We start from the raw sequence: 24748 nt of genomic DNA, 5'->3' as shown, positions 1-24748 counted from the left end.
AGACTATGCATACCAGTGCAGTGATTAAAACAAAGCCGGAAGATTTCGTCGTTGATGAAATTATTGATTTTCCGCTAAGTGGTGACGGTGAGCATTTATGGTGCTATGTCGAGAAGCGTGGGATGAATACTGCCTTTCTTAAGCGTGAGTGGTCGCGGTTACTTGATTGTCCGGGCAAATTGATTAGCCACAGTGGCCTAAAAGATCGTCATGCTGTGACTCGGCAATGGTTATGCCTGCCTGCGCGTGATGCTGTAGGCTTGCCCGATAGTGGTGAGGGTTGGCAAATTATTGAGCACGGGTTGCATCAGAAAAAACTGCGTATTGGTACTCATCGGCGCAATAACTTTACCCTGTATTTACGCCAAGTGAGTGGCGATAAAGCCACAATCGATCAGCGTTTGGCTCAAATTAAAGCACAAGGTTTTGCCAATAGTTTTGGTGAGCAACGCTTTGGGCGCAATAATCTTGATCGAGCGCTGCGCTGGGTAGAGCGTAGTAGCTTGCCGAAAAAGCGCGATGAACGTGCTCAAACGCTGTCAACCTTACGTGCATGGCTATTTAACTTGGAGCTCGAAGCCCGTCGCGAGTTGGGAAATGCAGGTTCACTCGTCGATGGAGATTATGCAATGCTTGCCGGTAGCAACAGCCATTTTATCGTTAAGCATATTGATGAAGAGTTGCTGGCAAGATGTGCTAGTGGAGATATTGCACCAGCTGGAATATTGGTTGGGAAAAGCAAGCAACAAGCCAGTGGTCGTGCCCAAGCTATTCGTAAACAAGCATATGCTGGTCATGAAGCAGCTGTTGATTATTTGCAGCATCATTGTGATCAGGATTGCCGTGCTTTGGTCGTCCAGCCATCTGATATGAGCCATGAATGGTTGGATAATGATGAGCTGCGCTTGTCTTTCTCTTTGCCACGAGGCAGTTTCGCGACAGCTTTGCTTGCAGATGTTTTCGATGAATTACATGATGATGCAGATACAACATCCTAATAACTGGAACCCAGCGAATAGCCCATAAAATTGAACAGGGCAATAATGTAAAAACTGTTTTGTTTAGGATCGTGGAATGCAGTGATACAGCTACAACTTTGGTATTACTGCTCGATTAATAATTGCGCCCTGATACTGGTGCAGTTACATCGATGACTTTACAACGACAATCAAATTACTGCGTGTGAATATAGCAAAAGTGTACTAATTGATATCTGATTATAGAAATTAAAATATGATTGTAGATCGTAAGTAAAATTGTTAGTACCTCAATATGAAGATATTGAGTCAAGGGTTTTATGTGCTAACAAATTACCATCAACAGCAATAGTGTAGCTATTTCTGTCATCGAAAACAGCTGATGTCAAAAGAGTGATAGGACCAGATAATCCAGATAGTTTGCCCGCTATCCAGCTGAGAATTTCCGCGCCGTGTTCTTCGTTAGTGCGCTGCACCGCTGTATTATCTGTAGCCAGCATTAACATTGATGTTATCTTTAGCCCATTCATTTGCCAGAAGGAGGGTAATGCTCATAACGCTGCTTTTTGAAACTGTGTAGTTAAAGCAAGTGGATGTTACCTTGGAAAGAGAGCAATGGATGTTATGTGGATGATCTTGCCATCGCTACCTTGCTTGATGAGTTGCTTGGCTACTAATTTTTCAGTGATATTTGGAATGTGCTTCTGTTTGAGCGGGTTTGGATAAACATTGAGATATTTACTTTCCTAATCTTGGCTTTTAGTCCCATTTGCTTCATTGCGCTTAATGCTGACGGTGTGCTAGCCGGCTTTTGCTAATTTTACAGCCATGCCTTAACTTAAGTCTGTGTTACAGTCAGCAGCGGTAGTAACCCCATCTTTTAAGCTATACAAATCAGCATAAATTGAATTTTTGGTGATTAAATTTTAAAAATTAATATAGTTAGCTCTACTTCACACATCTTATGTTAATTGCTCCATGGCAAGAGTTTTTATAAAGACAATATTTGCTGCTTTGAAAGCTCTTTTTCCAATATTAAAAGTATTTGTTATTTTGTAAAACTTTGTTATTTATTTTAGTTGCTTAAAAGCTGCCCAGAATAACTTTAGTAATATTGCAAAGTTTTATATTAGTTCGTAGCTTTTAGGCCAGTGCAGATCTAATAAAAGGATAGACCGTGCATGATTCTGAGTTAGCGGTGTAGATGTACAGCATAAAATTTCAATCACTGTATGAGTCACATAAGGCTTATTTGCGAATAATATATAATTGTTATTATTGATAAAAATTAGCATCGAGAGACAAATTGGTTCTGAGTGAAATCCAAATTGATAATAATACCTTAAACATGTGATGCTTAAGGTATTATCAATTTATGGAGAATTTTTTTACATTACATGCCATTTGCTTGGTTTTATGGAATAATTACGGCAAATCAAAGGTGTTTTGGTAGAGTAAATGTGTTGCCAAAATATAGGTTTTTAACATATAATCACAAATAGAAACAAAGGATGATAGTATGACCACTTCTGGGAAAAACTCCGTTCAGAGAAGAGAAGCAATCCAGCAGCGCTTGATGCATGAAGGAATTGTTTCTTCGCAAGCTCTAGCAGATGAGTTTGGTGTGTCACTGATGACCATTTATCGCGATTTGGATCATTTGCAATCACAAGGTGTGGCACGGCGTGAATCTGGCGGCGCAGTGTTGTGTCAGCGGTTTTTTACGGCCAGCCAAAGTAAAGAACAAGATCCTGTACGCCAAAAGATTAAAGAACGCATCGGTCGCTATGCTGCGCTAAATTTGGTTGATGGTAGCGAGGGTGCAATCATTATTGGCGGTGGTACGACTACCTTGGAAATGGCGCGCGCGTTGCCTGATTTGCCGATTAATGTGATGGCAAATAGTCTTGAGGCACTGGGGCTTTTGAGCTTGCATCAGCATACCCAGCTTTATGCATTAGGCGGCGAGCTGCGTAAAGACATTATGGCTTTCGGTGGCACGATGGCTCATGCAAATTTGAAGCAGTACCACTTTGCGAAAGCATTTATCGGTATTGATGGCATTGATACCGATGCCGAGCTGACCAGCAGCAATGAGCTCAATGCCCGCTTGACGGAGCTGATGGCACAGCATGCAGATGAAGTGTATTTATTGGTAGATGTGAGCAAGTTTGGCCGTAAGTCATTTCGCCACGTCCTTTCTTTCGAACATATTACCGGCATCGTTGTTGATGAAGAGATGCCTAAATCTTATTTGGATATATGCCACGAGCATAATATCCGTGTGATGGTTGCAACTTAAAACGCAAGGAGTAAGTCATGGTCGATACGTCTCTATTGGCAGAAATTATTGCTGAACATAAACGCACTGGTAAAGGTGGCGTGGTCTCGGTGTGCAGTGCACACCCTGTGGTGCTGGACGCAGCTGTACAGGAGGCGTTGGCACATGATGCTGTGTTGTTGATTGAATCGACATCCAATCAGGTCGATCAGTTTGGTGGCTATATGGGCTTAACGCCACAGGAATTTATTACTCAGACACGCAAAAAGGTGCTCGATAGTGGTTTCCCTGAAGATCGTCTGGTTTTTGGGGGTGATCACCTTGGCCCAAATACTTGGCAGGACAAGCCAGCTAAAGAGGCGATGGAGCTCTCTGATGAGTTGATTCGTCAGTACGCTAAAGCTGGTTTTGACAAAATTCACCTTGATTGCAGCATGAGCTGTGCTGATGATCCGGTACCGCTTGATGACAAGACGGTCGCTGAGCGCGCTGCACGCTTGTGCAAAATTGCTGAAGAAGCGCGCACCAAACCGGTGGTTTATATCATTGGTACAGAAGTGCCAGTACCGGGTGGTGCGCAGGAAGATCTTGAAGAAGGTGTGGTACCGACAACTCCAGAAGCAGCGAAGCAGACATACGCTGTACACAAGCAAATCTTTGCCGAGCATGGTTTAGGTGAGGATGTATGGTCTCGCGTCATTGGATTGGTCGTCCAGCCGGGTGTTGAATTTGACCACCATCAGGTTGTGGATTATCAGCCAGAACGCGCTGTTGATTTGTCTAAGCTGGCCAATGATTTTGAACATGCGGTATTTGAAGCACATTCAACAGATTATCAAACTGGCTCAGGTATGGCGAATCTGGTACGCGACCACTTTGCCATTTTGAAAGTTGGCCCAGCTTTGACTTTTGCTTATCGCGAAGCTTTGTATGCGCTGAACCGTGCGCTGCTGGCTGTTTATCCTGATGCTGACGTCGATGTTCCGGCTGTGGTTGAAAGGGTGATGTGTGCCGAGCCTGGTCGTTGGCAGAAGTATTACCACGGTGATGAGCATGAGTTGGCGTTATTGCGTACTTATAGCTTGTCAGATCGTGTACGTTATTACTGGCCGCATCCTGACATTCAGGCAGAAATTGAGAAGTTCATCAAAGTTTATGACGAGAAGAAAATGCCTTATGGCGTGCTGCATCAGTACTTGCCACAGGCATTGGAAGTTTGCCATGACCGCGGCGAAGAGCTGACTGCGCTGAACCTGATGCGTCAACATGTGCGTTTCGCACTAACTCCTTACTATAAAGCAGCAGCTGGAGGCAATGTATGATTGGTCAACACGACAAAAACTATTTTGCAGAAAAGGGTGCGACGGCAACAGCACGCGAAATAGCGGCACAAGGTGAAAGCTGGCAGGAAATTCCAGCATTACTTGAGCGCGATGCGCAAGCAGTGCGTGAAATTGGTGAAGTACTCAATGACAGTACTGCGAGTGTTTTGTTCAGCGGTGCGGGTACGTCGGCTTATGTTGGGGAAATCGTTGCCCCAACGGTAACGCCATTAGTCAAGGCACGGGCTTATGCCAGTGCCAGCACCGATATCGTCAGTGATCCGGCAGCTTGCGTGAGCAAGGGCGCACATGGCTTGCTGTTTGCATTTGCGCGTTCTGGTAATTCACCGGAAAGCGTCGATAGCGTCGAGAAAATTGCCGCTGTTGCACCTGATGTACGCCCGGTAGGGGTAACTTGTAACGAAAACGGTAAGCTGGCGAAAGATGATCGCGTAATCAGCCTGCTGATGCCACCTGCAACGCATGATGAAAGCTTTGTGATGACTTCAAGCTTTTCAACCATGACGCTCTATACGGCATCTCTGTGCCGTAAGGCAACTGGTCAGGCATTACCGGATTTCGAGGTTGCCGCCAAAGAAAGTGCACGTATCTGCGAAGATGGTTATAACACTGATGTATATGATCGCATGGCTAATGCCAAGCGCCTGGTCTTCTTGGGCAGTAACGCAATGTTTGGCGCTGCGCGTGAATCTGCGCTGAAAATTCTGGAAATGACCGCCGGTGTTATTCCAACTATGGCTGAAACATCACTTGGTTTCCGCCACGGCCCAAAATCATTGGTTAATAACGAAACGGTAATTGTTGTGCTGGTGAGTAACAACAGCTATACCCAGCAGTTTGACGCCGATATCATTCGTGAATTGGCGAAAGATGGACAAGCTGCGCGCGTGGTTGCGATTGCCAGTGCTGCTTTCTTTGAGCGTTATCCGGAGTTTGGCGAGCACGATATGGTTGATTGTCTGGCTTACGGCGTCGCGCTTGATAGTGCGCCGGATGATGTATTGGCTGTGTTAGGTGTACAACACGTCCAACTGCTTGGATTGCGTTTGTCTATCGGGCTTGATATTTCACCTGATAACCCATGCCCAAGTGGTGAGGTAAATCGCGTTGTACAGGGCGTAACGCTATATCCTTATGGACAATGAAATTAACAAATTGATATAATATATCTAGAGAGATTGGCGCCAAGTATCTAGCATTATGCTTGGTGCCGCCTCCGCCAGCCTTTTAATTGACGAAGGAGAAACATATGCCCAATATTTTACTGACACGTATTGATAACCGCCTGATTCACGGGCAGGTTGGCATGACTTGGACAAATTGGCTCGGAGCCAATCTTGTTCTTGTCGCCGATGATGAGTTGGCTGCTGATGAAAACCAGCAAGCACTGATGGACATGGCGATTGCCGGTGGAGCGCAGTCGCGTTATTTCACCTTACAAAAAACGATTGATGTTATTCACAAGGCGGCGGATCGCCAAAAGATTTTTATCGTTGTACGTACACCGCAAAATGCGCTCAAGCTGGTAGAAGGGGGCGTGCCAATCGATAAGATTAATGTGGGTAACCTGCATTTTGCAGAAGGCAAAAAGCAGGTAAGCAAAGTAATTTCGGTCACGGAAGACGATATTCGTTGCTTCCGCGAACTGGAAGAAAAGGGGGTGACTTGCACCGCGCAGGGTACACCGGATGACAAGAAAGTACCTATACTTTCACTCTTTGATTAAAAGGAGACAGTAATGGAAGCAATAGCTGACGTAACCTTGTGGCAGGCCTTGGCCGTTGCCCTTTTTGCGGGGTTTGCGGGGATTGATCTGTTTAACGTTCTGACCCATATTCACCGTCCTATTATTACCGGCCCGATTGTTGGGTTTATCCTTGGTAACCCTGAAGCAGGTCTGGTTGCTGGTGCGACTTTTGAACTGATGTGGATGGGGCTTGTACCACTCGCCGGTGCGCAGCCACCAAACGTGGTACTCGGCGGTATCATCGGTACTGCATTTGCCATCATCACAGGGCAGACAGCAGAGCAGGCGATCCTCGTTGCAGTGCCGTTTGCGATCTTTGTGCAGGTTTGTATCACTTTCCTGTTCACTGCGTTCTCACCATTGATGAGTGTCGCTGATGGTTATGCGGAAAAACTCAATTTCCGTGGCTTGGCGAACCTAAACTACATTGGTATGAGCATTTTGTTCCTGTTCTACTTCGTGATCGCATTCTCCGTCATCTACTTTGGTGCGGATGCTGCGCGTACATTGGTAGATCTTATTCCAAAATGGATTACAGATGGTCTGCAAGTGGCTGGTGGTTTGATGCCTGCAATTGGCTTCGGCATCTTGCTCAATATCATGTTGCAACGCCAATACATTGCCTACTATATGCTCGGCTTCTTGCTGGCTGCGTACTTCGAGCAACCTTTGCTGGCAATTGCATTGGTCGGTACCGTCTTTGCGCTGATTGAATATTTCCTGCGCGACAGCATTCCTGAAAAGGGCGCGGTAGCCAGTGGTGCAGAAGAAGAGGAGGGCATCTAATGGAACAGCAAAATACTAACGTCGAATTCGTGACTGGTGAATACGAAGACAAAACCGTCAATAAGGTCATCACTCCGAAAGACATCCGTACTATGGCGTGGCGTTCGCTTTTATTGCAAGCGTCATTCAACTACGAACGTATGCAGGCTAACGGCTGGCTCTATACCATCATGCCGGGGCTGCGTAAAATCCATAAGAACGAAAATGACTTGAAAAAGTCCATGGCAATGCACTTGGAATTTTTCAATACTCACCCGTTCCTCGTTACCTTCATCTCTGGTCTGATTCTGGCGATGGAAGAATCGAAAGAACGTATTGATACCATCCGTGCAATTAAGGTTTCAACCATGGGACCAGGTGGCGGTATCGGTGATGCAGTATTTTGGCTGACTCTGCTATCGATCTGTGGTGGTGTCGGTGCATCATTTTCACTGAATGGCTCGTGGCTTGGTCCGGTTTTCTTCTTGGTACTGTTCAACGTTGTGCACTTTGCACTGCGTTTCGGCTTGGCTAGCTACGGTTACAAGATGGGTATTTCGGCGATCAAGAGCCTTAAGGATCAGACGCGCAAACTCGCGCATGCTGCATCCATTGTTGGTTTGACCGTTATCGGTGCGATGACTGCAAGCTACGTCAAGCTTGATTCAGGCCTGCAATTGACCCGCTATGTTAAAGGCACAGCAGAACCATTTGTCTATACTTTGCAAGGTAGCTTGATTGATCCAATCATGCCGGCATTATTACCACTGCTGTGGACAATGTTTATCCTGTGGCGGATTAAGAAGGGCAGCTCACCACTGCGTCTGGTTATCATGACCGTCGTATTTGGTCTGTTCTGCACCTTGCTTCCTGTTGTAGTCAAAATGGCTTTTGGCGTCGATATCATCGACCCAGCTGTACTTGATGTTCGTATGGGCATTGAAACTGCAGCTCAAGCTGTAGGGCAGTAATAAGCCTACTCTATCGATTGCACCGGTCTTTGGCCGGTGCAATCTCGTCTTGAATGCTCTTTGGAGAGATTCTATGATTCATATTATTGTTTCCGGCCACGGTGAGTTTGCAGAAGGCTTACTTTCCGGAGCCCGTTTGTTATGCGGTGACAGCCCAGCCTGCGATGCGGTGAACTTTAGTGAAGGCATGACCCCTGAAGTACTGCGTGAAAAGCTTAGTGCATGTGTAGAAAGTGCAGATGGCCCAATTCTTTTCCTTACCGACATTATCGGCGGCACACCATTCCGTGAATGTGCGGCACTCGCCACAGCTCTACCTAATGCTGAAGTGGTTAGCGGTGCGAATTTGCAAATGCTGACAGAAGCTTGCGTAGAACGAGATGATGCAGATGATTTAAAAGCCTTTGCTCGAGAGCTTATCAGCAGTGCTCAGGAATGTATGACGCTGTATTCAGATAAACTCGCCAGTCAGGCGCAGAAAAAACAGGACGCCGCTGACGACGACGGGATTTAATTCACTTTATTTAATGGAGAGTTAGTCATGACACAGTACTATCAACCTCAACAGCTATTTCATAAAGGCAAATTGCGCGACGATTACTTGCTCAAAGTCGAAAATGGCGTGACGAAGGCAATCGTGGCACTCGAGCAATGTCCTGACGGCGTTGAACCAATCGTTATAGATGGCGTTCTGACACCGGGATTTGTCGAAACGCAGGCCAACGGTGGTGGCGGTGTGCTGTTTAATGACGATTATTCTCATGATGGCATCAAGACTATTCTTGCCGGACACCGTCAATTTGGTACGGTTGCAATGTTGCCAACCTTTATCACTGATACACAAGACAAATACCATAAGGCCATTGCCTCGGTGGCTGATGGTATCAAAGCCGGTATTCCCGGTTTGATTGGTGGGCATTTTGAAGGCCCATTCCTGTGTGTCGAGAAAAAAGGTACGCATCGCCCTGATTTTATTCGCATACCGGATGACAGTGATTTTGCTTGTTTTGAACAGTATGCGGATGTGTTACAGCACAGTATCGTTTCCCTTGCACCTGAGCAAGTGCCAAAAGGTACTGTTGCTCGCTTCGCAGAAATGGGGCTGAACGTCAATATGGCGCACAGCATGGCAACCCATGAAGATTTGCGCAGTGCCGTCGCTGAGGGCTTGACTGGTATTACCCACTTGTATAATGCGATGCGCCCGGTTAGTGGCCGTGATCCTGGTCCTGTGGGTAGTGCGGTTAGCTTGGGCTTGTACGCTGGTATTATTGCCGACGCAGTGCACAGTCACCCTTATGCGTTGGAAACTGCTTATCGCTTGCTTGGTGATGACCATTTGATGTTGGTCACAGATTCAATGCATACCATTGGTACCGACATTAAGAGTTTTGATCTTACTGGGCAAAAGGTATTCGTCGAAGAAGATCGCCTCGTCAATGAGTTCGGTTCTTTGGCAGGTGCACACGTCACCTTATTGCGTTGCCTGCAAAATGCAGTGCGTTATATGAAGGCCGACCTTGAAAGTGCGTTGCGCATGAGTGTAACCACACCGGCACATTATATTGATCGTGATGACCTTGGCAGTATCATCAACCGCCGCGTTGAAGATATCATTTGCCTTGATCAATCTTTGGAATTGCTTGAGTGGTATCAAGCCTAACAGTAAGTCAGTTGAATTAGCTGGCTGATATCAGCGCCTCAATGGAAACATTGGGGCGTTTTTTATATCTTGAAAAAGTAAGGCCGTGAGTGGCGCATAAACTACAGCCGAACTCGAGAAACATGGTCGCAAGGTAGCCAAAAAATAAAACCAGAACAATGCCTGGCTTTTATGAGCTGTAACTGTTTTCTGGGGTCTTTTTATACTACAAAAAATAGCAGAGTTGGCCTAAGAAACAAATGGATTATCGTCAAATTGTTCTGTCACAAAACCAAATCCTGTCAATTCTGCTTCGATAACCCGTTGTTTGAACCTTTCTGTCACATAGTTAGTAGATGGATCATCTGGTAATACAAATATATCATTATCACCAATCTCATCTTCTCTAAATACCCATTGAGTAATGCCACTAAAGTAGCCTTTTTTGCCGTGTAGCGTATTTTTGTCAATATTGCCAATTGATGCTTCGCGGTCAATACAATCAATCACTGTGTTTACCACTACCATATAATAAGGCTCATTAGGTCTGTCATCCAATATCACGGGATATAAAGTGGCATGCTTGTCCCATATATCTGCCAGGGCATCGACTGATTTTTGGTTAATGTAGGGTGAAAGCCCTCTCACACAATCAGCAATGATTTTGGATGATTTACTACTATTATCGCCAATATACTGTGTCAGAGTTGGGGTACGCCATTGTGACAATGGCGGTAATGGATCACCAAGAACGGGGCTCATCCATGTAATAGCCGTGTCATCAACTTCTTCTTTTCCATCGTATTGCGCATAGCGTGAATCAGCATTCATCCATTTATATATCATTTTATATTTCCTGTGTTTTAGGTTGGATTATTGAGAACGCTTGTTTAATGGTGTAAAGGTATTATCTAGCCGTTATCTGCCAGAATCCTGTATAGCTCTGCTGTCCTTCATAGCTAATAATTTCAATGGGAATACCATTGGGATGTTCCTGATATTTTAAGCGCGACCCAGTAACAGACCAAGGCTTTTGCTACACCGCTGCGTGGTATGTATCGCTATTTTACTTTGTGAATAAATTCCGCTCTGAGGAATGGATAGGCCTGTATTCCCCAAAATGACTGCTGAAACAAAAATGGCTCTGGATATGATCCAGAGCCATTGCTGTATACCAACTTTGGATTATAAAGTTAGGATTTGATCACAGGCTTATTATCAATAATCGCCACTTCTTCACCGTCTGTAAAATTAGTGAAAATAATTGGGCTAATGATACTCGGTACTTGCGGCCCAATGACTGACCAGTCAGCCTCAATCAGCGGCGTACCAGCAACGACGTCATCACCTTCTTGAACCAAGCTGGTGAAGCCTTCGCCTTTCAGCTTGACTGTATCGATGCCCAAGTGGATAAGGACTTCCAAACCACTGTCCGTAATAATACCTACAGCATGTTTGGTTGGGAATACAAAGCTTACTTTGCCAGCTACAGGTGAAACTACTTGTTTACCTGTTGGCTTGATTGCAAAGCCTGCACCCATAGTACCTTCAGCAAAGACTTGATCAGGTACTTCGGCTAAAGGAATAACCTCACCCTCTAATGGCATACGCCAATCAGCAGGAATGGTAGGTGTTTCATTCGTTGCTTTAGGTGTTGGCTCTGCTTTGGTCACAGGTTGTGCTGGTGCTTGAGTACTCGTTGTACCGGATTTGATCCAGTCTTCCATGTCCGTTTTCAGGTTATCGGATCTGGTGCCAAAGATTGCTTGTACACCTTTGCCAGCAACGTATACACCCGCAGCGCCTAACGCTTTGAGCTTGCCCTGATCGACTGCATTGACATCTTTGACTGTGATGCGCAAACGAGTGATGCAGGCGTCTAGGTTGTCAATATTTTCTTTGCCACCATAAGCTTCGACTAATGCTTGAGCTATGCTGTTATTGCCTGCGCCACTAGCATTATCTTGAGTATCGACTGTTAAATCAGCATCTCGACCAGGTGTTTTCAAATCCAATTTTTTAATCAGAACAGTGAAAATCACATAATAAAGAGCTGCGTAAATCAATCCTAAGATGATGAGCAACCAGATTTTTTGAGAATGGCCAGACAGTACGATGAAGTCAATCAAGCCGTGTGAGAAAGACGTACCGTGAACGATACCGAGCATGTTGGTTAGCACATAAGCACAACCAGCAAGCAGAACGTGGACGCCATATAGGATTGGTGCAACAAACAGGAATGCAAACTCAATTGGTTCGGTGATCCCGGTCAGGAATGACGTCAATGCAGCAGAAATCATTAAACCGCCAACGATCTTGCGGTTCTCAGGCTTGGCTGCGCGCCAAATAGCGATTGCCGCAGCTGGTAAACCAAACATCTTGAATAAGTAGCCGCCCGCGAGCTGCCCAAAGTAGCTCATTTCCGGAGTACGGGTTGCTTCGGTAGCAGACAAGTAGCAGGTTACGATGCCGTGCTGTGTAGCGCCTGAGGCATCAACACAAGTTCCCGCTTCGAAGAAGAACGGTACGTTCCAGATATGATGCAGGCCTGTCGGGATCAGCGTACGCTCAATGACACCGTAAATACCGAATGCAAATTCTGGACTTTGTTCTGCGGCCCAAGATGAGAAGACGGCTATTGCATGACCGATTGGCGGCCATACGACAGACAGAATCAGACCTAAAAGGATAGAGAGGAAGCCGGTGATAATAGGAACTGAACGCTTGCCAGCGAAGAAGCCCAGATAACTCGGCAGTGTCATTCTGTAGAATTGGTTGAATGCCCAAGCTGCGACAGCACCAGCCAAAATACCACCCAAAACACCAGTATCAATGGCTTCTACACCAACAACAGGTGCCATGACAACCAATGTTGCCTGTAAAATGCCATAACCGACGACAGCGGCTAAAGCGGCAACGCCATCATTTCTTGTGAAGCCTAAAACAACACCGATGGCAAACAGTAATGGCATTTGTCCAAATACTGAGCTACCTGCTTGTTCCATAATGTTTGAAACAATTTCTGGCAACCAGCTGAAATGAGCAGCACCAACACCCAGTAAAATGCCTGCAACGGGTAATACCGATACAGGCAGCATGAGAGCCTTACCGACTTTCTGCAAATTAGCAAATAAATTTGACATTTATTCTCCTTCTGTATTTATCCTAAAAATGGCTGATTCGTTTTGGTGGAAACAATTACCAATTTGTATTATAACCATTTTAGTCGATTGACAATTGTGTTTATTTCAGAAAGAGATGATTAAATAATCAATGAATGCTATAAAATTTCTCCATTGTTTGAGATAACTTTTTGATACCAATAAAAAGAATCCTTTCTAATTCGCTTTTTGCTGCCTTGCATGTAGTCGTCTTGATCTACATAGATAAACCCGTATCGCTTACTCATTTGTGCTGTACTCATGCTGATCAAATCAATAGGCGCCCAGCTGAGGTAGCCAATCAAGCACACACCATCTTTGAGTGCTTCTTTAACGGCCTGAATATGTTGGCGTAAATAGTTTATGCGATAAATATCGTGAATCTTCCCGTCAGCGCTCACTTCGTCTTGAGCGCCAAGGCCATTTTCGACAATAAACAAAGGCTTTTGATAACGTTCCCAAAGTTCATTGAGTAATATACGCAACCCCATGGGGTCGATTGGCCACCCCCAATCACTTTTTGTGAGGTAGGGGTTATCCACGCCTTGTACTAAGTTGCCGGGTTTCGCTGTATCTTCACTACTGCTAACGCAGGCACTCATGTAGTAGCTGAGTGAAATATAATCTACAGGGTTTGCTTTCATCAGTGCCAAATCTTCTTGGCTTCTGTGTATTTTAATATTGTGTTCGCGCAAAAATCTTTCCATGTAGCCGGGATATTCACCGCGCACAAAGATATCGGCGAACTGTAAACAGCGTACTTTATTAACTTGCTGGGCTTTCCAAACATCTTGAGGATCGCTGGTTAGGGGGTAAGTCGGGGTAGCAGCTAACATGCAGCCCATGAGTGCATTCGGGTTTGTCTCATGCAATTTTTGTGCGGCTATGGCACTGGCGACATAGGTGTGATGGAGTGCTTGATATTTTGCCTGCTGTTGCTGCTTTTCAGGGATACGGTCGATGAGTACACCTCCGCCAGTAAAAGGCGAGTGTAGTATCATGTTTATTTCATTGAAATTTATCCAGTATTTTACGCGATCTGTGTAGCGCTTGAAGCAAGTATCAGCAAAATGGACAAAGCAATCAATCGTCCTCCTATCTATCCATGAATTCCACTTTTGAGTCAGGCCGATGGGCGTTTCATAATGTGATAGCGTGACGACGGGCTGCATGCCATTCTTGATGATGCAGTCGATAAGGCGATCGTAAAATGCGAGCCCTGCTTCATTGGGTTGACGCTCATCTCCCTGAGGGAAAATACGCGTCCATGCGATAGAAATACGAAATGCTTTAAAGCCCATTTCTTTCATTAATGCGAGGTCGTGCTCGTAGGTATGATAGAAGTCAATACCGTGGCGCTTGGGGAAGTGGCCTTTGAAGTTACCTGATACGACTCGGGCTAAAGTATCACTGCTGATTTCCATTGTATGATCTTGCACCCGTTTCTCGGGTGGAACAAAAGGAATCACATCAGCGCTTGATAGCCCTTTACCACCGATATCACTTGCGCCTTCAAGCTGATTTGCAGCAGTAGCACCGCCCCATAGAAAACCCTGTGGAAAACTGATTTTTGTTTGCTTCATCTTTCATCCTATTCTTGCGGCATACTCTAATGCCATATTTGGCTAGGTATTGCTGCTTGCGCTGTAGTACCGAGCGTATGCCAATACCTGAGGGTACTGACACACGCTGACTACATGCACTGATGCTGGCTTAAGCTTGTGTTGGTGCGTTTACGGCTTGGCCACTAACGCGCGGCTTCAGCAAAATCAAAGCCGCAGTACTGACGGCCGTTCCGATCACAATGCTGAGAATATACATAGCAAGATTGCTGACTGCATTGGGCACGAATAATACGAATAGGCCACCGTGTGGTGCGCGCAGTAAGCAATCAAAAGCCATACTCATCGCACCAGCTATTGCACTACCGGCAATCAATGCGGGGATGACGCGCAATGGGTCACGTGCAGCAAAGGGAATAGCACCCTCGGTAATGAAGGCCAGGCCCATGACACCAGCTGCTTTGGCTGCTTCGCGTTCTTCTGTGCTAAATAAATTACGGCGTATGATGCTGGCGAAAAAAATGGCCAACGGTGGCGTCATCCCAGCAGCCATGACGGCTGCCATTGGCGCATAGACTTCCGAACCGATGAGGCCGGTTGCAAAAACATACGCTGCTTTATTGATTGGTCCACCCATATCGACAGCCATCATTGCGCCGAGGATGAGACCAAGCACAGCAGCATTGACGCCACTGATGGATTGCAGCCAGGTGGTGAGGCTATTATTGAGGCTTGTAACAGGATCGCCGATCAGGTAGAACATCAGTAAGCCGACAATCATGGTGCCAAGCAATGGCAAGATCAAAATTGGTTTGAGACCATCGAGGGATTTGGGTAATTTGATCCATTTGGTCAGCGCTGCAATCAGGTAACCGGCAATGAAACCGGCAATGATCGCACCAATAAACCCGCTTCCTTCGCTATTAGCGAGAAAACCGCCAACCATACCCGGGGCAATAGCAGCGCGGCCGGCAATAGAATAGGCAATATAACCGCCGAGTATTGGCACAAATAGCGCAAAGGCTGCTTTACCGGTATTAAATAATACTTGCCCGATGCTGCCTGCGTATTCAGCCTCATAAATATAGATGCCCTGATCGCCAAACTGCCATGAGCCAAAGGCAAAGCCAAGTGCAATCAGCAAGCCACCAGCGACGACAAAGGGCAGCATGAAAGAGACACCAGTCATCAAGTGTTTATAGACGGATGACAGTGCAGATGTGCTTGATTGTGGTGATGCCTGTTGTGCGTTGTTGCTGCTGCGTTTGTTTAAGAGAGAAGCTTCTGCAAGTGCTCTTTCGATTGTAGCCCGTCCATTATTGATGGCAGCCTTGGTGTTAGTTTGGTAAATGCGTTTGCCATTAAAGCGGCTTAGATCGACGCTGGTATCAGATGCAATGATAACGACTTCAGCGTCGCTGATATCCCTATCACTTAGCGTATCTTGAGTACCGACGCTGCCCTGAGTCTCAATGTTGACGCGGTAACCAAGCGCTTTAGCAGCATTGTTTAGGCTCTCTGCTGCCATAAAAGTATGGGCAATACCGGTAGGGCAAGAGGTGACACCGATAATCAGCCCCTTGGATTCGGTGCTTTGTTCGGATAGCGATGCTTCGGTATTTGTAGGTGCCTCAGTCTTAGCGTTGCCACTTTCCTCACCATTGAGAATCCGCGCAATCAGTGCTTTGTCATTGGTGGTTTTTAGGGTGTGTAAAGTCTGCTCGTCATCGAGAATGCCTGTTAATCGGCGCAGAATATCGAGGTGCTCATCACCTTTGGCTGCAATGCCGATCAAGAGGGTAGCTGTTTCTCCCTGTTCACCCCAGGCAATCCCGTTTGGAACTTGCAGAAAAGCAATAGCTGTTTCGTGAATATCACATCGGCTTTCTGGTGTGCCGTGTGGAATGGCAATACCTTGATCGAGATAGGTGTTGATCTGTTGTTCGCGAGCACGCATGCCTTCAATATAGCTTGCTTCAACTTTATTATTCTCTACAAGCAGCTCAGTCAGTCGGGTCAGGGCTGCATCCTTATCTGTAATGCACTCATTGGTTGCAATGAGGCCTGTGGTTATCAGCATAATGGGTACCTTTGCAGACAAAAAAATAGGGCGTTAATAATAACGCCCTATATCAATACTGAGTCAATAGATTTTTAATGGTTAATAAAATCCTGAATTAAGGCTCTGACTTCGGTGCTGTCTTCCGCGGCAATAGCTCGATTGAGTAGCTCACGGCAGGCTTTTTGCTCAAGGTGCATGATGTCGTATTTAACTGCAGGTACGCCATGGCCAGAAATAGAAATTTCATCCATACCCATGCCGACGAGTAATGGAGTGGCTTCTGCTTGCCCGCCCATTTCTCCACAAATGCCAACTTCGATGCCAGCTTCATGCGCGGCTTGGCAGGTGATGTCCATCAGGCGTAATACGGCCGGATGCAGGCTGTCGTAAAGTTCGGAAATGCGTGTATTACCGCGATCCACTGCAAGGGTATATTGCGTGAGATCGTTGGTGCCGATGCTGAAGAAATCAGCAACTTTGGCCAGCTGTGGTGCGACCATGGCTGAAGCCGGGGTTTCAATCATGATACCGACTTGGATATCAGGGTTGACCTTAAATCCTTCTGCTTGAAGCTTCTCAGCTTGCTCTTTGCACTGCTCTTTAACCCAGCGGATTTCATCAACACCAATGACCATCGGCACCATAATGCGCAGGTCACCAAAGGCTGATGCGCGTAACGCTGCGCGAATCTGGCTGAGGAAAATTTCCGGGTGATCTTTATACAGACGCACGCCACGCCAGCCAAGGAATGGGTTGTCTTCGCTTTTGAAGTCCATGTAATTGAGTGGTTTGTCGCCGCCGATGTCGAGCAAGCGCAGAATAACCGGCTTGCCTTCCATGTGCTCAACAACTTCCTGATAGACCTTAAGCTGCTCTTCCTCACTTGGTGCCTGAGCACTTTCCATAAACAGGAATTCAGAGCGGAATAAGCCGATGCCTTCGCTGCCATTCTCTTCGATCAGGTGCAAATTGGCGGAGGAGCCAATGTTGGAATAGAGTGGGAAGTGTACGCCGTCCTTGGTGACAGCTGGTTTGCCATACAGCTTGGCATACTCGGCTTTGCGGCGGTTCTGCTCTTCGTGCTTTTGCGCATAAATACGCTGAGTTGCTTGATCAGGTTCGATAATAAAAGTACCTGTACTGCCGTCAATCAGCGCTTTGTCGCCATCTTTTCCAGCACTCATGATATTGCTTAAGCCCATCACGGCTGGTAAGCCGAGGTTGCGTGCGAGGATCGCAACGTGGCTGGTCAGGCCGCCGCGCTCAAGAACGAAGCCGCGCACATCATCGATATCGAGCTGTGCAGTTTCGCTTGGCGTGAGATCTTCAGCGACGATAATGCTGTTATTAGCGACGTTGCCAAGGCCGGCAAGTGGGAGGCCATTGAGTGCGAGTAAGATATTTTTCTGCAAATCGAGGAACTCGGCAGCACGTTCTTGCAAGTATGGATCATCGAGCTGGCGCATGGTTTCGGCGGCATCATCGAGATAACTCTTGACCGCTGCAGTAGCAGTGAGCTTGTCGTCGTTGATCAGGCTAACGATATCGCCAACGAGTTCTTCATCGTCAAGCAGTTCACGGTGGCTGGCAAAAATCTCTGCTTCTTCTTTGCCTTGCTTGGCGAGTACGCGCTCAAAAATAGCTGCTAAGTGCGTATCGACCGTTTTACGGGCATCATGAAAAGACTGTTGTTCCGTACTGATTTCCGACTCATCGATGGTGCGTGAATCAACTTTCGGTTGCTGTGGCCGATAATGCCACAGTACACCTTCAGAAATTCCAGGTGAGGCAGCGAGTCCTTTGTATATATTCATGATTACTCCGTTTCGGTTTGGTACAGCAATGCATGCATGATGCTGCTTATTGATGCGTGTGTACCTTTAATTTAGATCACAGTCATTCACTTGTGCAAAAGCGGCCATGATGACCGCTTTTTTGATTCGAACTATTCGTCGAGGTTGTTGATGAAGTCAGTCAGTGCTGTGATCGCATCGGCTTCATCAGCCCCGTCTGCTTGCAGGGTCAGCTCGTCATTCTGAGCAAGGCCAGCTTGCAGAAGCTTCATCAGTGATTTGCCGTTGTAGCTGTTGTCGCCTTTGACAATCGTGATGCTGCTTTCAAAGCCTTTTGCGATTTGGACAAAGTCTTTTGCCGGACGGGCGTGCAGGCCTGAAGCGTTAGTCAAAGTGAGTTTTTGTTCTTGCATCTTATTTCTCCATATAGATGATTCGAGGTAATGCCTATTGTCGTATAAATTCACATTTTTTGCCAATCTCAAAATATGGCAATGTTTTTGCGCTGAGCTCCGGGCGTGATTTGATAGTGTTTTTGGTAGCTTTTACAAAAGTTTGACACTGTACTAAAGCCGCAGGCAGTGCTGATTGCTGTGATGCTAAGGTCAGTTTGTAGTAAGAGTGATCGGGCGTGCTCTAGGCGTAAACGGGTGTAATGGCGAGCCGGGCTGGTGCTCAAGTGTTGCTTGAACAGGCGCTCAAGCTGGCGGGATGAGAGGTGGATCTTGTCTGCGATGTCAGCTGTGGGAATGGGGTCGCTGATGGTGTTCTGCATGATGATAAGTGCGTCTCTTAAGTGCTTATGGGTGTTGCCGGGTGGGATGTGCGGTGGCATGTGTTGCAAAGCAGCGGTAGGGCGGATGTGTTCGATCATGAATATGTCCGCAATACGTGTGAGCAATGTTGGTTCGTGATGGCTGGAGATAATATGCAATGCCATATCGAGTGCTGAAGTGCCTCCGGAGCAAGTGAGGCGGTCACGGTCGGCAATAAACAGGTTTTGCCGGAAATGGGTTGATGGATATTGTTCGCGTGCGGCACTGAGGTTTTCCCAGTGCAACGTGGCTGCGTAGTTGTTGAGCTGACCCGCATCTGCGAGTGCCACAGCTCCGGTGCAAGCTCCGCCGAGAATCAATTTTCGTGCCGCGGCGCGGTTTATCAGCTGGCGTACTTTTGAGTTGATGGTGTGGCGTAAGTCGTAGCCACCACAGACGATCAGCATATCTGCGTTGAGTAGTGCATCGGGTTCGTGTGTGTGGTTAAGCGTGAGTGCATTACTGGCTTGTGTCGCAGCCTGACCAAAGCCGGAGATTTGCCATGAGTAAGCTGTGCTATGAAGCAAGTAGTTGGCAATGCGTAGCGGCTCGACGAGGTTAGTGAAGGCGATCATTGAAAATCCATCGAGAAGTAAAAAGCTGATGGTATAGGTGGTCATTGTCGTTTTTTGCGTGTTATTGGTCGGTTTGGGAATATTTATGACTCATAAACTAAGCTAGGATGAATTTAAAGTAAAGCAAGTTTATGGAGGTTGGAGATGTCGATAACGACGGTGGCAGATTTACCTGATTTGTTGCGCATTCATAATGGCGAAAAGGTTGAGTCGATGTTTTCGGCTGCAGAATTTGCGCGCAGGGTCGAGAAGTTGCGCGCTTATATGCTTAAAGAACGGCTCGACAGTGTGTTATTTACGTCCTACCACAACATTAATTACTACAGCGACTTCATGTTTTGCCAATTTGGCCGGTCGTATGGGCTGGTCGTGACGCAAGATACGCTGACTACTATTTCAGCAAATATTGATGGTGGACAACCATGGTGGCGTACGGTTAATGGAGATAACTTGGTTTACACCGATTGGAACCGCGATAATTATTACCGAGCTGTGCGTGAGTTGGTTGCAAACAAAGGGCGGGTTGGTATCGAGTTTGATCATTTGCCGTTAGAGCGATTTTCCCGCTTACAGGCGGCCTTGCCAGAGGTTGAATTTGCTGATGTCAGTACGGCGTGTATGCATATGCGCATGATTAAGTCGGCTGAAGAAATAGCCCATATTAAGCAGGGTGCGCAGGTTTGTGATGTGGGTGGAGCAGCATTGGTTGCCGCAATAAAAGAAGGCGTACCTGAATATGAGGTTGCACTGGCATCCACACAGGCGATGGTTCGTGAAATTGCCAAGCGTTTTCCGCATGCAGAGCTGATGGATACTTGGACGTGGTTTCAATCCGGCATCAATACCGATGGTGCACATAATCCGGTTACCAGTCGTAGGGTGCAACGCGGTGACATTTTAAGCCTGAACTGCTTTTCCATGATTGGTGGCTATTACACCGCATTAGAACGCACGCTGTTTTTTGGCGAGCCGGATGCAGCCTCACGCAAGCTATGGGCGGTGAATATTGAAGTACACGAAGCAGGGCTTTCAATGCTCAAGCCGGGGCTGCGTTGTTGTGATGTGGCGAAAGAATTAAACAAAATTTTCAAGCATTACGGTTTGCTTAAATACCGTACTTTCGGTTATGGTCACTCATTCGGCGTGCTGTCGCACTATTTTGGTCGTGAGGCGGGGCTTGAGTTCCGTGAGGACGTCGAGACGGTGCTGGAGCCGGGTATGGTGGTCTCGATCGAACCGATGATCATGTTGCCTGACGGCCAGCCGGGCGCTGGAGGCTACCGTGAGCACGATATTCTCGTCATCACTGAAAACGGTGCTGAGAATATCACTGGCTTTCCTTACGGGCCAGCGCACAACATTATTGCGGCATAATTGGCTGCTAATTATTAAATAAGCTTTACTTAAAGCAAGGAGAGATATATGTCTTCGACCACCACCGGAGACCTGCCGCTGATTAAGGAGCAGGATTTGCGCAAGGCTTCAACGGCATGCTTTATCGGAAATTTCGTTGAATGGTTTGACTACGCGGCTTATGGTTATTTTGCCGTCATTATTTCCAAAGTATTCTTTCCTGAGCAAGACAGTACAGCAGCGCTACTCTCTACTTTTGCGGTATTTGCCATCTCATTTATTGTCCGTCCATTTGGCGGCATTTTCTGGGGCACGATTGGCGATAAGTTTGGCCGCCGGAATGCGTTGTCATGGTCAATTCTGATCATGTCGGTCTCGACCTTTTTAATTGCACTGATTCCCAGTTATGCATTGATTGGCGTATTCGCGCCGATTCTGCTGCTGATTTTGCGTATGGTTCAAGGTTTTTCGGCATCCGGTGAATATGCAGGTGCTTCGGCATTTCTTGCTGAATACGCGCCAAAAGGTAAGCGTGGAATTTACACCAGCATCGTGCCGGCAAGTACGGCTGCCGGGTTGTTGCTTGGTTCGCTGATGGCTGCGGTGATGACCAATATGCTCAGTGAAGAATTTATGCTTGATTGGGGCTGGCGTATTCCATTTTTGATGGCTGGTCCGATGGGATTGATTGGCCGCTATATTCGCTTAAAACTGCAAAAAACCCCGCATTTTCAGGCGATGGAAGAAAAAAATGCCAATCACCACACGCCGATCAAGCACCTGTTTATTCACCACCGCCGGCAGTTGGTGATTGCCTTTATGGTGGCAAGTCTCAATGCAGTGGCGTTCTATCTCGTGCTTAGCTATATGCCGACTTATTTGTCTCAGGAAATTGGGATTGATGAAACGACGTCGTTTATTGCGACATCGGTATCGCTGTTCACTTATATCGGTCTGATTTTCTTGATGGGAACGTTGTCGGATCGCTTTGGGCGCAAGAAAATGCTGATGGCTGCATGTGTGGTATTTATCGTCTTTACTGTACCGCTGTTCAGTATTCTCAATACCGAAAGCGTACTGTTTATCATCCTGATCGAGATTGTCTTTGGTGCGATGCTATCAATGAATGATGGCACATTGCCCGCTTTTCTCAGTGAGATTTTCCCGACTAATGTGCGCTACACCGGCTTTGCATTTACCTTTAACCTTGCTAATGCCTTACTTGGTGGTACGGCACCATTAATCGCTACCTGGCTGATTGATGTAACTGGTTCAAAGCTAGCGCCGGCGTGGTATCTGATTGCCATTGCTGTAGTCGCCGTTATTGCGATGGCACAAGCCACGGAGCGTAGCCGTGATGAGTTACGCTGAGGATCGTGAAATAAGGAAAGCAGAAAAATGCCGGTCACTCCGATAGCCAGTATTTTGAATTATGAAATAAGAAGAAAGCACATCGAAATTCAATAGTGAAAATTATTCGTATCGTAGCTTATGTAAGCTCAGCTTGAAAGTGGCAACTTATTTCTAATTATATTTCACTTTAATTTAAACCTTAAAGGATAGATTATGCAGGATAGGGCAAGAAAATTTAAAAAATATAAGAATGTTAATTTCATTTTAACAGAAACGCATTTAACCAAAATCTACTCAATATTAAAAGAGAAATCGAGTAAAATTGATAATAGTTATGTTGTGTTTGAAATGGAAAGAGAAGATGATTTTTCTTTTGAAACAGATAGATTAGAAAGGATTTTAGAAGATGAAAATGCGGGTGGTAGGGAAATATCCAAGATAGAAATAAAAATATTAGATGATAGTAATATTGAATACAAAAGGACATTGTGTTCTGTTGTTTTTTCAAAAAATGATGAAATAAAAATAAAAATTAATGTTGAGTATGAAAATAGAGAATGGTGCTTACTATTAATGGATGAAATTGACTCTCAAGTGTTACGGATACAAGAGAAGAAAAGCTGGTTTCCAACTTTTATAAAAACTATATCAAAATATATACTTTCATTTATGCCGCTTTCATTTGTTCCACTTATAATATACCTTAATTATTCGCGTAAATTAGTAATTGAAAAAATTAATTTTTCTGAATTAATGTCTAAGGGTATTGATGAGAAGATTAATTTTTTAATTTCTGAAAAATATAGTAATGATTATAACGATTTTATTTTTATTTTTACTATTACAATTATTCTTCTAATGTGTTTTTGTTCGATTATTATATTTCTAAGTTCAAAAAAGTTTTTTGGATTATTTGATAATTATGTTTTTTATTGGGGTGATGTTGTTAATAAATATGATAAAAAAGAAAGCTTTAAAAGTAAAATAAAATGGGGGGTGATAATAGCATTTGTAGTTTCTTTTATTTCATCTATAGCTGTTTATTTTATTTTTTGACCATATAAAGGATTTACCATGAAAAATGAAAACAAAGACGGGCATTATTCGTGGCTAAGTCTATTCAAGCATAGCTTGAGTAAGCATCAAGACTGGCCGGAGGCATGGCGGCGCGGTGAATTGCAGCCGTCGTATGACGTGGTGATTGTCGGCGGTGGCGGACACGGCTTGGCGACTGCTTATTACCTCGCCAAAGAGCATAATGTTGGCAAGATTGCGGTACTGGAAAAGGGCTATCTCGGCGGCGGCAATACTGCGCGTAATACCACCATCGTGCGCTCGAATTACCTGTGGGACGAAGCGGCGTATTTATACGAACACTCGCTGCGCCTGTGGGAAGGCTTGAGCGATGATTTGAATTTCAACGTGCTGTTTTCACAACGGGGCGTGTATAACCTCGGTCATAATTTGCAGGATATGCGCGACATCGAGCGCCGCGTCAATGCCAACCACTTGCAGGGCATTGATGCCGAAGTGGTCGATGCCAAGACGCTCAAAGAGCGCATTCCATTGCTTGATTGCTCGTCGAGTACGCGTTTTCCGGTATTGGGTGCGAGCTATCAGCCGCGTGGCGGGGTCGCGCACCACGATGCGGTCGCGCGCGGCTTTGCCCGTGCCGCGAGCAAGCTCGGTGTCGATTTGATTGAAAACTGCGAAGTGACCGGTATGGATATTGAAAATGGCCACATCAAGGGCTTGCAAACCTCGCAAGGCTACGTCAAAGCAGGGCGGGTTGGTTGTGTTGCGGCGGGTCATTCTTCCGTATTGGCGAAGATGGCGGGCTTGCGTCTGCCATTGCAAAGCCATCCGTTGCAGGCATTCGTGTCTGAGTCCATGCAGCGCTCGATTGACACGGTGATTATGTCCAACGCGGTACACGGCTACATCAGTCAGTCGGACAAAGGTGAATACGTCATCGGTGCGGGTATTGACGGCTATCTTGGCTACGGCCAGCGCGGCAGCGAATTTTTGATTGAGCATACCGCGGCGGCAATTATCGAGATGTTCCCAACCTTGTCGCGCGTGCGCATGAATCGGCAATGGGGCGGTATTGTCGATACTTGCCCTGACGCTTGCCCGATTATTTCCAAAACACCGGTGCAGGGATTGTATTTCAATTGTGGTTGGGGCACGGGCGGCTTCAAGGCGACACCGGGTTCCGGCAACGTCTTTGCCGCGACCCTCGCCAATGACGAGCCGCATCCACTTGCCAAGCCGTTCAGTATGGACCGTTTCCACACCGGCCATTTGATTGACGAACACGGCGCGGCCGGCGTAGCGCACTGAGTAAG

The 24748-nt window shown here is 46.2% G+C and carries 20 protein-coding genes; 13 read left to right on the top strand and 7 right to left on the bottom strand.

Going from position 1 to position 24748, the window contains the following annotated elements; all coding sequences use genetic code 11:
• The first annotated feature begins 5 nt into the window (after positions 1-5).
• From KRX19_06555 to nagA, 9 genes are all read left to right on the top strand, one after another.
• Positions 6-998: a tRNA pseudouridine(13) synthase TruD gene (locus KRX19_06555; protein ID MBV7434687.1), complete on the top strand. Its 993-nt coding sequence runs from the start codon at positions 6-8 to the stop codon at positions 996-998.
• Positions 999-2496: 1498 nt separating this feature from the next.
• Entirely contained in the window at positions 2497-3279 is a 783-nt protein-coding gene (locus KRX19_06550; protein ID MBV7434686.1) for a DeoR/GlpR family DNA-binding transcription regulator, read from the top strand.
• Positions 3280-3296: 17 nt separating this feature from the next.
• Positions 3297-4580, top strand: coding sequence for a class II D-tagatose-bisphosphate aldolase, non-catalytic subunit (locus KRX19_06545; protein MBV7434685.1), 1284 nt, complete (start codon positions 3297-3299; stop codon positions 4578-4580).
• Positions 4577-5746, top strand: coding sequence for an SIS domain-containing protein (locus tag KRX19_06540; protein MBV7434684.1), 1170 nt, complete (start codon positions 4577-4579; stop codon positions 5744-5746). The genes KRX19_06545 and KRX19_06540 overlap by 4 nt, the downstream gene beginning before the upstream one ends.
• 104 nt (positions 5747-5850) lie before the next feature.
• The gene (agaB, locus tag KRX19_06535; GenBank protein ID MBV7434683.1) at positions 5851-6327 is read left to right on the top strand and encodes a PTS N-acetylgalactosamine transporter subunit IIB; all 477 of its coding nucleotides are present in this window, start codon (positions 5851-5853) and stop codon (positions 6325-6327) included.
• A gap of 12 nt (positions 6328-6339) precedes the next feature.
• Positions 6340-7134, top strand: a complete 795-nt coding sequence (locus KRX19_06530; protein ID MBV7434682.1) for a PTS sugar transporter subunit IIC — start codon at positions 6340-6342, stop codon at positions 7132-7134.
• Positions 7134-8084: a PTS system mannose/fructose/sorbose family transporter subunit IID gene (locus KRX19_06525; GenBank protein MBV7434681.1), complete on the top strand. Its 951-nt coding sequence runs from the start codon at positions 7134-7136 to the stop codon at positions 8082-8084. The genes KRX19_06530 and KRX19_06525 overlap by 1 nt, the downstream gene beginning before the upstream one ends.
• A 73-nt stretch (positions 8085-8157) precedes the next feature.
• Positions 8158-8598 carry a PTS sugar transporter subunit IIA gene (locus tag KRX19_06520; protein ID MBV7434680.1) on the top strand — a complete coding sequence of 147 codons (441 nt, stop codon included), beginning with the start codon at positions 8158-8160 and terminating at the stop codon, positions 8596-8598.
• A gap of 27 nt (positions 8599-8625) precedes the next feature.
• Positions 8626-9747 (top strand): N-acetylglucosamine-6-phosphate deacetylase, encoded by a 1122-nt coding sequence (nagA, locus tag KRX19_06515; protein MBV7434679.1) that lies wholly within the window; start codon positions 8626-8628, stop codon positions 9745-9747.
• Positions 9748-9975: 228 nt separating this feature from the next.
• On the opposite strand, the gene KRX19_06510 is transcribed toward nagA, so the two are convergent.
• From KRX19_06510 to KRX19_06480, 7 genes are all read right to left on the bottom strand, one after another.
• Positions 9976-10572 (bottom strand): hypothetical protein, encoded by a 597-nt coding sequence (locus KRX19_06510; protein MBV7434678.1) that lies wholly within the window; start codon positions 10570-10572, stop codon positions 9976-9978.
• Between the two features lie 347 nt (positions 10573-10919).
• Positions 10920-12869, bottom strand: a complete 1950-nt coding sequence (gene ptsG / locus KRX19_06505; protein MBV7434677.1) for a PTS glucose transporter subunit IIBC — start codon at positions 12867-12869, stop codon at positions 10920-10922.
• 137 nt (positions 12870-13006) lie between these two features.
• Complete coding sequence (locus KRX19_06500; GenBank protein ID MBV7434676.1) at positions 13007-14470, bottom strand: glycoside hydrolase family 1 protein; 1464 nt, start codon at positions 14468-14470, stop codon at positions 13007-13009.
• 130 nt (positions 14471-14600) lie between these two features.
• Positions 14601-16529, bottom strand: a complete 1929-nt coding sequence (locus KRX19_06495; GenBank protein ID MBV7434675.1) for a fructose-specific PTS transporter subunit EIIC — start codon at positions 16527-16529, stop codon at positions 14601-14603.
• A 74-nt stretch (positions 16530-16603) separates the two neighbouring features.
• Positions 16604-18325: a phosphoenolpyruvate--protein phosphotransferase gene (gene ptsP, locus KRX19_06490; GenBank protein MBV7434674.1), complete on the bottom strand. Its 1722-nt coding sequence runs from the start codon at positions 18323-18325 to the stop codon at positions 16604-16606.
• 131 nt (positions 18326-18456) lie between these two features.
• The gene (locus KRX19_06485) at positions 18457-18717 is read right to left on the bottom strand and encodes an HPr family phosphocarrier protein (GenBank protein MBV7434673.1); all 261 of its coding nucleotides are present in this window, start codon (positions 18715-18717) and stop codon (positions 18457-18459) included.
• A 68-nt stretch (positions 18718-18785) separates the two neighbouring features.
• The gene (locus tag KRX19_06480) at positions 18786-19739 is read right to left on the bottom strand and encodes a GlxA family transcriptional regulator (protein ID MBV7434672.1); all 954 of its coding nucleotides are present in this window, start codon (positions 19737-19739) and stop codon (positions 18786-18788) included.
• A gap of 99 nt (positions 19740-19838) precedes the next feature.
• Here KRX19_06480 and KRX19_06475 point away from each other — a divergent pair, with 99 nt between their 5' ends.
• From KRX19_06475 to KRX19_06460, 4 genes are all read left to right on the top strand, one after another.
• Entirely contained in the window at positions 19839-21068 is a 1230-nt protein-coding gene (locus KRX19_06475) for a M24 family metallopeptidase (protein MBV7434671.1), read from the top strand.
• 72 nt (positions 21069-21140) lie between these two features.
• Complete coding sequence (locus KRX19_06470; GenBank protein MBV7434670.1) at positions 21141-22418, top strand: MFS transporter; 1278 nt, start codon at positions 21141-21143, stop codon at positions 22416-22418.
• A 195-nt stretch (positions 22419-22613) separates the two neighbouring features.
• Positions 22614-23456 carry a hypothetical protein gene (locus KRX19_06465; protein MBV7434669.1) on the top strand — a complete coding sequence of 281 codons (843 nt, stop codon included), beginning with the start codon at positions 22614-22616 and terminating at the stop codon, positions 23454-23456.
• Between the two features lie 18 nt (positions 23457-23474).
• Positions 23475-24743, top strand: a complete 1269-nt coding sequence (locus KRX19_06460; protein ID MBV7434668.1) for a sarcosine oxidase subunit beta family protein — start codon at positions 23475-23477, stop codon at positions 24741-24743.
• The last annotated feature ends 5 nt before the right edge of the window (positions 24744-24748 follow it).

The organism is Cardiobacteriaceae bacterium TAE3-ERU3, assembly GCA_019218315.1.
In the GTDB taxonomy this organism is placed as follows: domain Bacteria; phylum Pseudomonadota; class Gammaproteobacteria; order Cardiobacteriales; family Cardiobacteriaceae; genus JAHUUI01.
Note: the sequence above shows the minus strand (reverse complement) of the source record. Positions and strands in the feature narration are given on the sequence as shown.